The 13,990-nt window shown below is 60.6% G+C and carries 14 protein-coding genes; 12 read left to right on the top strand and 2 right to left on the bottom strand.

The window, feature by feature from the left end; all coding sequences use genetic code 11:
• Positions 1-24: 24 nt before the first annotated feature.
• Both HMPREF1206_RS00755 and HMPREF1206_RS00750 read right to left on the bottom strand, forming a co-directional pair.
• The gene (locus HMPREF1206_RS00755; protein WP_016421494.1) at positions 25-321 is read right to left on the bottom strand and encodes a rhodanese-like domain-containing protein; all 297 of its coding nucleotides are present in this window, start codon (positions 319-321) and stop codon (positions 25-27) included.
• A gap of 153 nt (positions 322-474) precedes the next feature.
• On the bottom strand, positions 475-948 hold the full coding sequence (locus HMPREF1206_RS00750; protein WP_005510088.1) for an inorganic diphosphatase: 474 nt from the start codon (positions 946-948) through the stop codon (positions 475-477).
• Between the two features lie 124 nt (positions 949-1,072).
• Between HMPREF1206_RS00750 and dacB the strand changes: the two genes are divergently transcribed.
• The 12 genes from dacB (at position 1,073) to HMPREF1206_RS00690 (ending at position 13,898) form a co-directional block, all read left to right on the top strand.
• Positions 1,073-2,557, top strand: coding sequence for a D-alanyl-D-alanine carboxypeptidase/D-alanyl-D-alanine-endopeptidase (dacB, locus tag HMPREF1206_RS00745; protein WP_224784057.1), 1,485 nt, complete (start codon positions 1,073-1,075; stop codon positions 2,555-2,557).
• Positions 2,558-2,605: 48 nt separating this feature from the next.
• Positions 2,606-3,886: an amidase family protein gene (locus HMPREF1206_RS00740; protein WP_016421492.1), complete on the top strand. Its 1,281-nt coding sequence runs from the start codon at positions 2,606-2,608 to the stop codon at positions 3,884-3,886.
• The gene (gene tilS, locus HMPREF1206_RS00735; protein WP_224784056.1) at positions 3,879-4,952 is read left to right on the top strand and encodes a tRNA lysidine(34) synthetase TilS; all 1,074 of its coding nucleotides are present in this window, start codon (positions 3,879-3,881) and stop codon (positions 4,950-4,952) included. The genes HMPREF1206_RS00740 and tilS overlap by 8 nt, the downstream gene beginning before the upstream one ends.
• Before the next feature lie 121 nt (positions 4,953-5,073).
• Positions 5,074-5,658: a hypoxanthine phosphoribosyltransferase gene (gene hpt, locus HMPREF1206_RS00730; protein WP_016421490.1), complete on the top strand. Its 585-nt coding sequence runs from the start codon at positions 5,074-5,076 to the stop codon at positions 5,656-5,658.
• Positions 5,659-5,925: 267 nt separating this feature from the next.
• On the top strand, positions 5,926-8,604 hold the full coding sequence (gene ftsH / locus HMPREF1206_RS00725) for an ATP-dependent zinc metalloprotease FtsH (RefSeq protein WP_042388233.1): 2,679 nt from the start codon (positions 5,926-5,928) through the stop codon (positions 8,602-8,604).
• A 9-nt stretch (positions 8,605-8,613) separates the two neighbouring features.
• Complete coding sequence (gene folE, locus HMPREF1206_RS00720) at positions 8,614-9,189, top strand: GTP cyclohydrolase I FolE (RefSeq protein ID WP_016421488.1); 576 nt, start codon at positions 8,614-8,616, stop codon at positions 9,187-9,189.
• 86 nt (positions 9,190-9,275) lie between these two features.
• On the top strand, positions 9,276-10,217 hold the full coding sequence (gene folP / locus HMPREF1206_RS00715; RefSeq protein ID WP_016421487.1) for a dihydropteroate synthase: 942 nt from the start codon (positions 9,276-9,278) through the stop codon (positions 10,215-10,217).
• A gap of 5 nt (positions 10,218-10,222) precedes the next feature.
• Entirely contained in the window at positions 10,223-10,627 is a 405-nt protein-coding gene (gene folB / locus HMPREF1206_RS00710; RefSeq protein ID WP_016421486.1) for a dihydroneopterin aldolase, read from the top strand.
• Complete coding sequence (gene folK, locus HMPREF1206_RS00705) at positions 10,624-11,136, top strand: 2-amino-4-hydroxy-6-hydroxymethyldihydropteridine diphosphokinase (RefSeq protein ID WP_016421485.1); 513 nt, start codon at positions 10,624-10,626, stop codon at positions 11,134-11,136. The genes folB and folK overlap by 4 nt, the downstream gene beginning before the upstream one ends.
• Before the next feature lie 2 nt (positions 11,137-11,138).
• On the top strand, positions 11,139-11,645 hold the full coding sequence (locus tag HMPREF1206_RS00700; RefSeq protein WP_016421484.1) for a DUF3180 domain-containing protein: 507 nt from the start codon (positions 11,139-11,141) through the stop codon (positions 11,643-11,645).
• A complete protein-coding gene (locus HMPREF1206_RS00695; protein WP_016421483.1) occupies positions 11,642-12,913 on the top strand; it encodes a DUF6779 domain-containing protein in 1,272 nt (423 codons plus the stop codon). Before HMPREF1206_RS00700 ends, HMPREF1206_RS00695 begins: the two co-directional genes overlap by 4 nt.
• A 64-nt stretch (positions 12,914-12,977) precedes the next feature.
• Complete coding sequence (locus HMPREF1206_RS00690) at positions 12,978-13,898, top strand: Rossmann-like and DUF2520 domain-containing protein (protein WP_016421482.1); 921 nt, start codon at positions 12,978-12,980, stop codon at positions 13,896-13,898.
• The last annotated feature ends 92 nt before the right edge of the window (positions 13,899-13,990 follow it).

Genomic DNA, 13,990 nt, shown 5'->3' with positions numbered 1-13,990 from the left:
GTAGGCAGGGCAGTTGTAGTTGATTTAGTTGGCCTTCTCCATTGGGCGGCCGAAGTGCTCCCAGTCGATCATGCCGCCGGTGATGACGATGGTGTCGATACCGTTCTTCTCCAACCAGGAAGAAACCTGAGCGGCGCGTCCACCGGAACGGCACATCAGGTAAATGTCGGAATCCAAATCCAGCTCGCCGTAGCGGGACGGAATCTCTTCCATAGGGATGTGAACGGCGCCGGTGGCGTGGCCGTCATCCCACTCCATCTGTGAGCGGACGTCAATGATCTGTGCGTCTTCGGGTACTTCGGATACGTTTACGGTTTCCATAGTGCGCACTATACGCAATCTGGCCTTATCGCCGGAAGCACAAAGGCCGCCGGAGGAAAACTCCGACGGCCGTAGCGCTGAATCACAGGAATTGCGTCAAAGGTGTGAGCCCCAGGAAGGGGGATTGGCTAGCGCAATTCTTACTTGTGGCTCTTACTTGTGGCGCTCGATAGCCTCAGCCAGGATGCGCTCAGCCTCAGCCTTGTCGCCCCAGCCCGAACCGGAAACTTCCTTGCCCGGCTCCAGGTCCTTGTAGTGGACGAAGAAGTGCTCAATCTCGTCCTTGGTGAACTGGGAAACATCGTCGATGTCCTGGTAGTGGTCGAAGCGGACATCATCCAGGACGCACAGCAGCTTGTCGTCGCCGCCGGCCTCGTCGGTCATCTTGAAAACGCCGAGCGGACGAGCCTTGACAATAACGCCCGGGAAAACCGGCTCCGGCAGGATCACGAGAGCGTCCAACGGGTCGCCATCCTCGCCGAGGGTCTCATCGATGAAGCCGTAGTCGGCCGGGTAGGCCATTGGGGTGAACAGGTAGCGGTCGAGGTAGACCTTGCCGGTCTCGTGGTCGACTTCGTACTTGTTGCGCTGACCCTTCGGGATCTCAATAGTGACCTCAACGCTCACGGCGATGACTCCTTATAATCGGTGTACACTTCTCTGACGGCTATCTTATGCGAAACCCGCTCAAAACCGTTTATTTGTGCACCTTAAGTGAGGTTTTGTTTCCAGGAAGAAGGTGTTTGTGACCGTGGGCAGTACCGACTCTGACAGCTCCAAAACCGCCGCTAAGGGCACGGAAAAATCGCCCAGTTCCGTAAAATCCGGCAAATCCAAGAAGTCGCGCGGACTGAAAATCGGCGGTGCCATCGCCGGTGTTGTCGTTATCGCAGCGGGCAGCGGCGCAGCGGTTGTCATCAATAACAATCGTCAGATTGCTGTCGATGCACCGCCCGCGGTCAGTCATGTCTCTGCTCCTGTGACGGCGGCGCAGTCTTCGCTTGACGACGGCGCTCTGGCCCAAAAAGTCAGCGCCATCATGGACGCTGCTGCGGCCGATCCAGCCTTCGGTGAGCTGCATGGAATTGTTAGCGATGCTACGACCGGCCAGAAGCTGTGGGGGATCAATGACACCGCGGTGGCCATGCCGGCGTCCAGCATGAAGATTCTCACTGCGTCTGCCGCACTGTTGGACTTAGGTGAAGATCATCGGGTTTCCACCCGTGTCTCCCGGGTCACGGGCACTAATGACATCGTTTTGCACGGCGGGGGTGACCCCACCTTAAGCAAGGACGGGGAAGGGTTCTTCCAGGACTCGGCTTCAATCGCTGAGTTGGCGAAAAAGATTTCCGTGGTCATTCCGGAGGGGGTCGGCAAGGTTTATCTCGACAACTCTCTATTCACCGAGAGTTTCCACGAGACCTGGGAGCGTGCGGGGCTGGAGGACGGCTACATCGCACCGGTGGAGTCGGTGATGATGGACGCCGGTCGTATCGATCCGACGAATGAAGAATCGCAGCGCAGCGCCACGCCCGCCGCGGATGCCGCTGATGCACTGGCCCAGGCGCTTGGTGCGGAAAACGGAGGCAGCCTGAGGGATGCGGCCAAGGATGGTCAGTCACTGCCTCTGGATCCAGACCCCGTCGCGCTCGTGCAGTCGGCCCCGCTGGTTACCCGTGTGCACGAGATGATGAACTACAGTGACAACGTGCTCGCCGAGTCCATTGCCCGTGAGGTGGCTATCTCTCGCGGCCTGCCGCCGACCTTTGAGGGGGCCGCACGTGCCGTGCGTGACGCTCTCTCGGAGCACGGTTTTCCTCTCGATGGCGCGGTGCTGTCGGACTCCAGCGGCCTGAGCACGGATAACCGTATTTCTCCGCAGCATCTCTCCGAGGTGCTCAATTCGGCCGCGGGTCCGGTGGAATCGGCCGAGCAGGGGGGACTGGCGGAGTCGCAGGAGTCGTCGGAAAGCACTGCGTTGCGGTTGCGCCCACTGTTGGATAGCTTGCCAGTGGCGGCGGTGTCCGGCACTCTGGCGACGCGCTTTGCTGGTCAGTCCGGGGCGGGCATCGTCCGTGCGAAGACAGGCACGCTGAATAAAGCCTCGGCGTTGGCGGGATATGTGGTGACGAAGTCGGGACAGGTACTGACGTTCGCACTGATTTCCAACGAGGCGAGCCTGTTGCCGGCAAGAGCTGCGTCCGATAAGGCAGCGAGCGCCCTTGCGGATATCTAAACTGAGATTCATTTGCCACTGAAAATAATTTGAGGAGATGAATCCGCAATGGCCTCTCACACTTCCGCGATTAGGAACTTGCCAACCGTTCACGAGATTGCCGCACAGGTTCGCGAGGGAAAGCTAAGCCCGGTGGACAGCGTGCAGCGCAGTCTCGACGCTATCGCCAGACTGGATGGAGGGATTCATGCCTTCCGTGAAGTGTGGACGGATAGGGCTCTGCAGGCTGCGCGGGAACTCGAGCAAAGCGAGAAACTCTCGGAGTTGCCGCTCGCAGGTGTGCCATTTGCGCTGAAGGAAAACACCGCTCTAGAGAACCCGTTTGTCCAGCAGTTGACTAGCGCCGGTGCAATCGCGGTGGGAACTACGGTGAATCCGCAGTTCTGTACGTGGGGGACGACGACGCTGCCGGGACTGGCCGTCGACAATCCGATTCTGCCGGGGCACACTCCCGGTGGGTCCTCCGGTGGATCCGCAGCGGCTGTCGCCGCTGGGATGGTTCCGTTTGCGCAGGGCAACGACGGCATGGGGTCACTTCGTATCCCTGCAGCGTGCTGCGGGCTATCGACTCTGAAGGCGACCCCGGGAACAATGCCGGGGCGCGTGGGCGGCAATGACTGGTACGGAATGTCTGTCCAAGGGGTGCTCACAGTCAATAACGATGACTTGCGCCTGATCACCAAGATCCTCACAAATGGCATAGTGGATGCGGAGGACCCGGCGAAGACCCTGCCTGAAAACTTCGCAGTCAGCGTGGACACCACTGCGCCCGTATTCGGTTTGAAGGCTGCACCGGAGTACGTCGATGCGGCGCAACAGGCGGCGAGAGTATTCGCGGACAAGGGCTTTGCCGTCTCGGAAAAGAACATGCCGTACCCGCTGAACCCACTGCCGATGCTCGCGCGCTGGACTGCGGGGGTGGCGGATCAGCTTCGCGACGAGCCGCGCCCTGATCACCTGGAGTGGCGCAATCGAGTCCACGCCGGCATTGGTCGCTTGCTGCGTTTCACAATCAATGGCCGCCAAGTGGCACGCGATGGCGCTCGCATCGAGCGTGAGCTACCGGGTGACACCATCTTGATTACCCCGGCTCTGGCCAAGAACCCACCGCGAATCCGCGCGTGGCATCGCATGCCCTGGATTGTGAACCTGCTGTCCAATCTGCGTTTCACTCCCTACGTCTCGACGTGGAATTACCTGGGATTCCCGGCTGGCATCGTTGTGGAACCGACCTCTGGGTTGCCGGTGCAACTGATTGCGCGCCCGACCCAGGAGCGAATTCTGCTTACCGCGATGGAAACCATCGCAAGTGGTGGGCGCGTTGGCTAGACCTTTTTGGCCGGACCGCAGCCCTCATTTCCTCATCATTCGGCAAGCTGTCCGCGCGATAGTGCAGCAGGTGGGGCAGGAATTGGGCAGCGGTGTCGTCATTGGGCTTTCCGGTGGTGCGGATTCGCTGGCCCTGACCGCCGGGGCCTGTGCGGAAGCTCTCGGGCCCAAGGGTGCGCTGGCCGGCCGCAAAGTCCACGCCGTCGTAGTTAATCATCAGCTTCAGCAGGGCTCTGCAAAAGTTGCCGAGCGCGCCGCCCACATTGCTCGGGGGATGGGGGCTACGGCCGAGGTTATCGCGGTCGATATCAACAACAATTCCGACCGTGGTCCCGAATATGAGGCGCGTTTGGCACGACACGCAGTGCTACGGGAGGTCGCCCAATCTCGAGGTGCGGCGCTGATGCTCGCCCACACCTTGGACGACCAGGCGGAAACAGTTTTGCTGCGGCTGGCCAGGGGAGGCGGTCCGCAAGCGCTGTCCGCCATCCGCGACAACCTCACGTGGTCTGACGGGACTCGGATTCTGCGCCCGCTGCTCGGTGTGCGACGCTCAGATACTCAGCTCTGCTGCGAAGAGCTGGGCTTGAAGGTGTGGCACGACCCGCACAACCATGACGACCATTACGCCCGCGTCCGGGTTCGAAAGACGATTTTGCCGCTGCTGGAGCAGGAGCTGGGTCCGGGAGTTGCGGAAAATCTCGCTAAGACTGCGGCGATTGCAGCAGTCGACAATGACTTTTTGGACGCTCACGCCGAGTCAGCTCTGCATGCGCTGCTGGGGGAGGAAGAGGCGTTGGCAAGCGGGAGTCTGTCTGTGCGAGGGGTGGCTGAGCTCGACGACGCCATCGCGGTGCGCGTCCTCGCACGTTGGTTGAGGCAGGCGGGTGCGGAGCCCAGCAGTAAACAGATCGGCATGGTGTTGGCGCTCGTGCACCGCTATCACGGCCAGGGCGAAGTGCCGGTGACCCGTGGTCGCGATGGTGCTGACAGAAATGCCAGGTTGGTCGTTGAGCGAAAAGATGGCACTCTACAATTGGTAATGAATCGTCCCGCGGTGCCTTAAGAAGGGTGCCGCAATCCAACTTCCGGCGGCTGAGAACAATCGGTTGCCATAGCTCTGAACTTGCACTGGGGCAGTTACGCTCCATCGACACGCCGCCATAGAAGTGCGGAAAGGAAATGCGATGCATGATGTGAAGGATTTCAACGTCCCCGCAAACCCCTACGGCGATGAGGTAGAGGCAGTTCTCATTGGCGAAGAGGAGCTGCATGCTCGCATTGACGAGATGGCGCATCGTGTGAATGAGAAGTACAAGGATGCCGACAGCGATCTGATTCTGGTCGCAGTGCTCAAGGGTGCGGTGTTCTTCCTGACTGACTTTGCTCGTCAGCTCAGCATTCCCAGCCAGATGGAGTTCATGGCGGTTTCCAGTTACGGAAACTCCACCTCGTCGTCAGGCGTGGTGCGTATTTTGAAGGACCTGGATCGAGATATTGAGGGACGCGATGTTGTGATCGTCGAGGACATCATTGACTCCGGCCTGACCCTGTCCTGGTTGATGAAGAACCTGCGCAACCGTAATCCGCGCTCCCTGGAGGTCATTACGCTGCTGCGTAAGCCGGAGGCTGTGCGCACCAGCCTGGATGTTGCGGATGTTGGCTTCGACATTCCGAACGAGTTCGTCATCGGTTACGGCCTGGATTACGCCGAACGTTACCGCGATTTGCCGTACGTCGGCACGCTTCACCCGCGCGTTTACCAGGGCTAGGTCTGTCTTCGGCGCTATTGCACAGTGCCGATGCTTGACGACGGGCATTGCGCGCGTACCTCCGGCAGTTCTAGCTGTCTTCTAGCGATGAAAAGTAGGAGTTGGAAACTTTTTTCGGTTGCGATGCGTTATGCCTACTGTGGGGTCAGGTGCCATGAGCCCTGGCCCCACGTTGTGTCATTGATGTGTCTTCGAGAAGAACTCGTTGATGCGTACAATTAATAAAAGCAACTAATAGATGTAGAGAGCGAAAAGCGAACCCACTGTATGGACAAGAAAAAGGTGTTCCGGTTTGCCACCGTTGCCGGCATCATCCTGATTATCCTCTTTGCTATTACTCAGCTGGCGGATGATTCCCGGGAATACCGCGAGGTGGATACGTCCGTTGCCCTGACCCAGTTGGATAAGGGCAATGTCACGGAAGCTCAGATCGACGATCGCGAACAGCGAATTCGCCTCACCCTGAAGAAGGGCGTGGAGGTCGAGGGCACTGAGGACGTCACGAAGGTGATGACCAAGTACCCAGCGCGTGCGACCGACCAAGTCTTTGACAAGGTCACCGCCGCCGAGGGCATGGAGAAGTTCGATACCAAGGTCACGCAGGATTCCTTCCTGATGTCCACCTTGGGCTTCCTGCTGCCGATGGTGATCTTCTTCTTCGTCATCATGTACTTCTTCAGCCGCATGCAAGGCGGCAAGAACGGCATGTTCGGCTTTGGTGGCAACCGCGCCAAGCTGCTGAACAAGGAGACCCCGACCAACACGTTCGAGGATGTTGCTGGTGCCGATGAGGCCGTCCAGGAGCTCGACGAGATTAGGGATTTCCTGCAGCACCCAGCTCGCTACGAGGAGCTCGGCGCGAAGATTCCGCGTGGTGTTTTGCTCTACGGTCCTCCAGGTACCGGTAAGACCTTGCTGGCCCGCGCCGTCGCTGGTGAGGCAGGAGTGCCTTTCTACACCATCTCGGGTTCGGACTTCGTTGAAATGTTCGTCGGTGTCGGTGCCTCTCGTGTCCGTGACCTGTTTAATCAGGCCAAGGAAAACAGCCCGTGCATTATCTTCATCGACGAGATCGACGCCGTCGGCCGCCAGCGTGGTGCCGGCATGGGCGGTGGTCATGATGAGCGTGAGCAAACCCTGAACCAGCTGCTGGTGGAGATGGATGGTTTTGGTGATCGTCAGGGTGTGATCATCATGGCTGCGACCAACCGTCCGGATATTCTCGACCCGGCGCTGCTGCGTCCGGGCCGTTTTGACCGACAGATTCCGGTGGGCGCACCAGACCTGAAGGGCCGCGAGGCAATTCTGAAGGTCCACGCCCGGAACAAGCCGCTTGGACCGGATGCGGATCTGACGTCGCTGGCGAAGCGCACCGCCGGTATGAGCGGTGCTGATCTGCAGAACGTGCTGAATGAAGCTGCGCTGCTGACCGCTCGCGTCAACGGCAACATCATTACTGCGGATGCGCTGGAAGAGGCAGTCGACCGAGTTATCGGCGGTCCGCGCCGTACCTCCAAGGTGATTTCCGAGCAGGAGAAGAAGGTCACCGCCTACCACGAGGGTGGCCACACCCTGGCTGCGTGGGCGCTGAAGGACATTGAGCGTGTTTACAAGGTCACCATCTTGGCTCGCGGTCGCACTGGTGGACATGCGCTGACCGTCCCCGAGGACGACAAGGGCATGTATAACCTGCCAGAGCTCTTTGCCCGTCTGGTCTTCGCCATGGGTGGTCGCGCTGCCGAGGAGCTGGTTTTCGGACTGCCGACTACCGGTGCTTCTGCCGATATTGAGCAGGCCACCAAGATTGCTCGCGCCATGGTGACCGAGTACGGCATGTCGCCGGAGCTCGGCCCGGTGAAGTACGGGGAGGAGCAGGGCGACCCGTTCGTTGGCCGCGGTGGCAGCGGCTCTCTGGACTACTCTCCGGAGGTGGCAGCAACCATTGATCAGCAGGTTCGTTTGCTGATCAATAAGGCTCATGACGAGGCCTACGCCATCTTGAAGGAAAACCGCGACACTCTCGATGTTCTGGCTGAGAAACTGCTGGAGAAGGAGACTCTGCGTCGTCCGGATCTGGAAGTTATCTTCACCGATGTCGTTCCCCGTGAGCGCCTGAACTTCTTCGATAGCGACACTAAGCACCCGGCCGATGGCCGCGAGCCGGTGAAGACACCGGTGGAGTTGGCAATCGAGCGCGGCGAGGAACCGCCGAAGCGTGTCAACATCTTCGCGCCGGTGCGCCGCCGCGAACCAGAGAACCAGGACGCGGGCAACAACGGCAATGGTCAGGGGCCGGCAGGCTCCGCTGGTGCCGGTAATGCTAGTGTCCCGGGTCTGCCGGGCGCCCAGCAGGACCGACCGAATGTTCCGGTTTACGGTGGCACCCCACCGCCGGCTGGTTGGACCGCTCCAGGTTGGCCGCCGAAGGATACCGGCAGCACGCACGGTTCGGCTCCCGCACCGGCACCGGCGCCTGCGCCGACTCCTCGCCCGGAGGGGCAGAACCAGCCGGGTTCGCAGGAAGGCCAGGGCAACGCGCGTGGCCAGCACCCGGGCACTGCTAACTACCCGGCAGGTGCGCCGGACTTCGGCTCGAAGGCAACCGGTACGGGTAGTAACGGTGGCAACGGCCCCGCGAATATCCCTGCCCCTCCGAAGATGCCGTGGGACAGGCAGGGCGGACGTCACCGCCAGGACAACTCTGGCAGCGATGCCACCCCGACTACGGTGATGCCGTCGGCAGGACAACAGCAGGAGCTGCGCGGATTCCGCCTGCCGGATAACGAGCAGCCGGAACACACAGAACGTCCGGAAAACCCGAAGAACGCCGACAATTCCGATGACAAGGGGGCACAGATGCACGATTCGGATAAGGACGGCGTCGTCAAGCGAAACGAAGACAACAGCGCCTGGCAGGACAAGCCGGACACCAACGAGGAGCGATAAGTACACATCATGGAGCGCGAATTCGATCAGGGGCGGGCCGAGGCTGCGGTTCGTGAACTGTTGATTGCCGTCGGTGAGGATCCCGACAGGGAAGGCCTGAAGGAGACACCGGCGCGAGTGGCGCGAGCCTACCGTGAGGTTTTCGCGGGCCTGTTTGAAGATCCGTCTGAGGTGCTGGCAAAGACCTTCAACGAGGATCATCAAGAACTCGTTTTGGTGAAGGACATCCCGATTTACTCCACCTGTGAGCACCATTTGGTGCCGTTCTTCGGCGTTGCCCACATTGGTTACATCCCGGGCAAGGACGGTCGTGTGACGGGCTTGTCCAAGCTCGCTCGTCTGGTCGATGGCTATGCGAAGCGCCCGCAGGTGCAGGAACGTCTGACCAGTCAGGTTGCGGATGCCTTGGTGGAGCGGCTGGATCCGGCCTCGGCGATCGTCGTCATTGAAGCGGAGCATCTCTGCATGGCCATGCGCGGTATCCGCAAGCCGGGTGCGCGCACGGTGACCTCAGCCGTCCGCGGTGGCTTCAAGACGGATGCCCGTTCGCGCGCAGAGGCAATGGCGCTCATCCGCAAGAGCTAACGCAACAGTTAAATGGTCGATTGGAAAGGCTGGACAACAAGGTGACTGAATCCCCCTTGCAAGCGCAGGCAGGACAGCAGGCGGAGATGGGTATCGAGAATCAGCTCTGCAAGGTGATGGGCATTGTCAACGTCACCGAGGACAGCTTTTCCGATGGCGGCCTGTACAAGACCTTCGACGCGGCGATTGCCCATGCGCACGAGCTGCTCGCTGAAGGCGCACATATTCTCGACATCGGTGGCGAGTCCACTCGCCCCGGCGCACACCGCGTTTCCGAGGATGAGGAAATTGCCCGGGTCGTGCCGGTGGTCCGTGAGCTCGCGGCAGACGGGCACCTGATCAGCGTCGATACTATGCGCGCAAGTGTCGCAGAGGCAGCAATCGCCGAGGGCGCGGTGTTCATCAACGATGTCTCTGGCGGTCTCGCAGACCCCAACATGTACGCAGTCTGCGCCGATGCCGATGTGCCCATCTGCCTGATGCACTGGAAGACCGATCGCTTCGGCTCCGCTTCTGGACGCGCCGAAACTCACCCGGACGGCATTGTCGCCGATGTCCGTGAGCACCTGCTTCAGCTTGTCGACGGTGCCATGGGCGCCGGCATCGTCGAGGAAAATATTGTCCTGGATCCAGGCCTGGGCTTTGCCAAAAACGCCGATGACAATTGGGCGCTCCTCCACGGCCTGCCGGAGCTTATTGACCTCGGTTTCCCCGTATTGGTCGGTGCCTCCCGCAAGCGTTTCGCCGCCGCCGTTGGCAGTGAGGCTCGCGCGCCAAAGCAGGCTGATGCTGCGACTACCGCAATTTCCGCGCTGTCCGCAGCGGCGGGCGCATGGGCGGTTCGAGTTCACAATGTGGCCGACAACCTCGACGCAGTGCGGGTGGCGCAGGCATGGAACCTTGGCCGCTCACTGACCGGTTACACCGCGGCCGGCGACTATCCGGAAGGTGGCTCTAACCGCGCTGCACAGCACGATGAGTCTCCTGCTGAATCGCCAGCCGAGGCGGCTCTGGAAGGAGACGAGTAGAAACAGTGGCTGATCGCATTGAACTCAAAGGTCTGAAAGCCCGCGGCTACCACGGCTGTCTCGACTTCGAGCGCCGCGATGGCCAGGACTTCATCTGTGATGTCACCCTGTGGTTGGATTTCTCCGGTGCCGCTGCCAGCGACGAGCTGGACGACACCGTCAACTACGCCGACATCGCAGCCACAGCGCACGGAATTTTGACCGGCACTCCGCGCAACCTCATCGAAACCGTCGCGACCGAGATTGCCGAAGCAGTGCTTGCCGACGACGATGGCCGCGCCGAACGCGGATTGTCCCCACTGTTACATGCGGTGGAAGTAACCATTCACAAACCGCATGCGCCCATTCCGCTCGACTTTGATGACGCTGCGGTAACAGCCCGCCGTTCGCGGAAGAAGCGGTTGGCATGATTCGCGCCGTTCTTTCTATCGGCGCGAACATGGACCGCGCGCGAGAAAACCTAACTGGTGTGCAGGCCTTCTTCGCCGATGAATTGGTCGCAGCCTCAAAAATTTATGCCACCCCACCTTGGGGTGGGGTAGAGCAGGGTGACTTCCTCAATGCCGTGCTCATTGTCGATACGTCCCGGACACCAATGGAGCTGCTGGAAGCTGGTTGGAAACTGGAAAATGACGCTGGTCGAGTGCGCGAAATTCACTGGGGACCACGGGCGCTCGACGTGGACATTGTGCAGGTCACTGACAAGGACACCGGCGAGGAGATCATCTCTGACGATTCGACTCTGACCCTGCCGCATCCGTGGGCAACCGAGCGTGCCTTTGTACTGGTGCCGTGGCTCGATGCCGACCCGGATGCCGAATTGGGGGGAGTTCGGGTCGCGGCACTCGTCGATAAGCTGGCACCTGAAGACGTAAACGCAGTGCGTCTAGCAGACAGCGCGGATGGAGAAGAGGCCTAGAGATGAAACCGACCTCACCGATTACGTTGGCTGCATCTGCGCTGGTTCTCGCACTGGCGTCATGGATGATCGTGGCACAGTTTTTCGGTGCGCTCGGGCCACGAAGTTGGTGGGACCTGGGGTTTCCCTGGTTGCTCACAGCTGTCTGTGTGGCGGCAGCGCGGTGGATTAAGTCGGTGCTGAAAGAGGGGAAGGTCGGGCAGGATCGCAGCCAGGTGCAGCCGTTAACGTTGTCGCGATGGCTGGTGGTCGGTACGGCATCCGCGTGGTTGGGTGCGATTCTCGGAGGACTGTACGCCGGTGGCGTGCTGTGGGCCTTGCCGAAGTGGACGGAGCTTGCGGCCGCACAGGCCGACGGGCCGATCATGATTGTCGGCACAGTATCCGGCATTGTGCTCGCTGCGGCGGGGCTGTGGCTGGAAAAAGTTTGCCAATTGCCAACTGATGGCGAAAATTCTTCGCCTCCTAGCGGGGAAATGGGAACTAACTCGGTAGGGTGGGAGTTATGACTGACCTCTCCAACGCCGGTAATGACCCGAAGCGCTCGGGTGATGCCGCATATTTTCAGGGCGACGCGGCAGCTACTTCGTCGGATATGGCCGAGTCTCCGTCTCCGTCGCCTTCTTCGGCTTTCGAAAGCTACTCCGCTGGGGCTAACTCCGGGGCTGATGCGGCATATGCAGATGAGCAGAGCAATGATGTGACGAAATTCAGTTCTACCGATGGTATGACGGAGAAAACCGCCGTCATTCTCATGGTTGTGCTGCTGGTGCTCGCGGTGATTGCCAGTATCGTCATGCTCTTTGCCTCCTCTGCCGGGTGGATGAAGGTTGCCGTGCTGCTGGCGTTGTGGTCGGCAGTTATCGGGGCTGTGCTGGTGACTCGATACCGCAAGACCATTGCGCTGGAGCGCAAGCGGTTGGAGACAATCGAGGAACTGCACAAGGTGGAGCTTGACCGCGAGCTGGCTACTCACCGTGAGCAGGAGCTGATTCTCGAGCAGAACTACTTGGATTCGCTTGAGGGTAACAACGATGACAACATTGCGGCGCTGCGCGCTGAGGTCTTTGCACTGCGTGCCCAGCTTGCTGAGTTCATGGGGGAGGATTTCGACGACGAGCAGGTTGCTCTTCGCGCCCAGGCCGAGCGTCTGCGTGAGCTCGACTCGCCACAGCAGGCCTCGCCGATGAAGGATCCGACCGGTCACGACCGGCCGACACCACGCGCGACTTCCCACCGCGCTGAGATGACCGCTAACGGCACTGTTGGCGTTCATACCCAGCACGGCGGCACGGGCTCCGCTTCCTCCGCTTCGCCGGTTGAAGACGCCGAGGCCACCGACATGCGCCGTACATTCTCGCCGTCTGGCCAGCCGGTTGACGTCCACGAAGTCGCCGATTCCAAGGATGACGAAGCCGTTTCCAAGGAGAAGTTCTCCACTAACTCTTTCCGCGCCATCAACTGGCAGGAAACCCCGGCCGAGGACGCCGCAGAGGATGATTCTCAGGGCGGTGCTCACGAGGCACACGGTGCACGGCACCCATTCGCTGCGCCGGAATCGGACGATGCCTCGGACTCTCCGACTCGCCAGCTGCAGGCCATTCGCGATGAGGACCTCGCAGAAGAGCCAGCTCAGAAACCGGCTCAGGCTCCTGAGCAGGAGCCTGCAAGCCACGGTCGGCGCCGTGCTGAGGACAACAAGGGCAGCCTGACGGTTGCCGAGCTGATGGCGCAGATGCGCAAGAAGAGGGAGCAGCGCGAGGACGAAGAGGCCTAGTCGCTTACCGAGTATGCGCGGCCTACTCACTGCACATAGCTGGTTTGGTCTAACCTAGTCAGTCATGACGCAAAGCCAGCATGATTCCCATCCCCATCGGACAACCGCTCCGCGGTTGGCGGTGGGGATTATTTCTGCCGGAAAAGTCGGGGTCGCGCTCGGCCAGGCGTTAGAGCACTGTGGGCATCGTGTCACTCACGTGGTCGCGCGCTCACCAGAATCTGTCACACGAGCGCATCTACGTCTCCCGAACGCACAGGTTAGTAGCATTGCCGACACAGCTTCCACCTGCGAGCTCATCGTCATCGCCGTGCCGGATCGCGCCATCGCAGAGGTCGCGGAGGAAGTCGCCCGCCATGTCGGCCCCGGACGCATCGTCATGCATACTTCTGGTTCCCTCGGGCGTGCCGTGCTCGATCCGGTCGCACTCACCGGCGCGCTGACCATCGCCGCCCATCCCGCAATGACATTCGCAGGGCTTGACGACGACTCCGAGCTCCTGACCGGCTGTCCATGGGGCATCACTGTTGGGGATGAGCTCGCGAAAACAGTCAGTGAACTGCTCATTGGTGAACTCGGCGGTCGTCCGGTGTTCATCAACGAACGTCACCGCGGTCTCTATCACGCGGCTATGGCCCATGGCTCAAACGGTCTGGGCGCAGTTGTGGTCGATGCAGTAGAAATGCTGGCAACCACTATCGGCGGAGATACAGCAGCCGAAGACACCGACCTAGCTGAGCTGCGTCGAGGCCAGGCCGCCGAGCTGCTCCGCCCACTGCTGGAAGCTTCATTGGACAATGCCTTGAGGTGGGGTTCCCGGGGGCTGACTGGCCCGGTGACGCGGGACGACCTTGGGACCGTCGTCAAGCACGAACGTGAAATTGAAGCGGTGGCACCGGAAATGGGAACCGCCTACCTGGCCCTTGCCGAGCGCATCGCCGAGCTGCGCGGCGCCAACGAGGTTTTGCGGTACCTACGCCGATGAGCTGAGCGGACTGGCTGTTCTGGTCATCCGGGATGTGGCGTAAGGTATTGCCGTCGGGCGAAAAGTTTGGTCCGGTAGATCTGAACGCGGAG

The sequence above is a fragment of the Corynebacterium sp. HFH0082 genome (assembly GCF_000411235.1).
GTDB classification, from domain to species: Bacteria; Actinomycetota; Actinomycetes; order Mycobacteriales; family Mycobacteriaceae; genus Corynebacterium; species Corynebacterium jeikeium_D.
Note: the sequence above shows the minus strand (reverse complement) of the source record. Positions and strands in the feature narration are given on the sequence as shown.

Coding starts and splice junctions, on each gene's coding strand:
- HMPREF1206_RS00755 (WP_016421494.1), bottom strand. CDS start 321: ATGGAAACCGTAAACGTATCCGAAGTACCCGAAGACGCACAGATCATT.
- HMPREF1206_RS00740 (WP_016421492.1), top strand. CDS start 2,606: ATGGCCTCTCACACTTCCGCGATTAGGAACTTGCCAACCGTTCACGAG.
- hpt (WP_016421490.1), top strand. CDS start 5,074: ATGCATGATGTGAAGGATTTCAACGTCCCCGCAAACCCCTACGGCGAT.
- ftsH (WP_042388233.1), top strand. CDS start 5,926: ATGGACAAGAAAAAGGTGTTCCGGTTTGCCACCGTTGCCGGCATCATC.
- folE (WP_016421488.1), top strand. CDS start 8,614: ATGGAGCGCGAATTCGATCAGGGGCGGGCCGAGGCTGCGGTTCGTGAA.
- folP (WP_016421487.1), top strand. CDS start 9,276: ATGGGTATCGAGAATCAGCTCTGCAAGGTGATGGGCATTGTCAACGTC.
- folK (WP_016421485.1), top strand. CDS start 10,624: ATGATTCGCGCCGTTCTTTCTATCGGCGCGAACATGGACCGCGCGCGA.
- HMPREF1206_RS00700 (WP_016421484.1), top strand. CDS start 11,139: ATGAAACCGACCTCACCGATTACGTTGGCTGCATCTGCGCTGGTTCTC.
- HMPREF1206_RS00695 (WP_016421483.1), top strand. CDS start 11,642: ATGACTGACCTCTCCAACGCCGGTAATGACCCGAAGCGCTCGGGTGAT.
- HMPREF1206_RS00690 (WP_016421482.1), top strand. CDS start 12,978: ATGACGCAAAGCCAGCATGATTCCCATCCCCATCGGACAACCGCTCCG.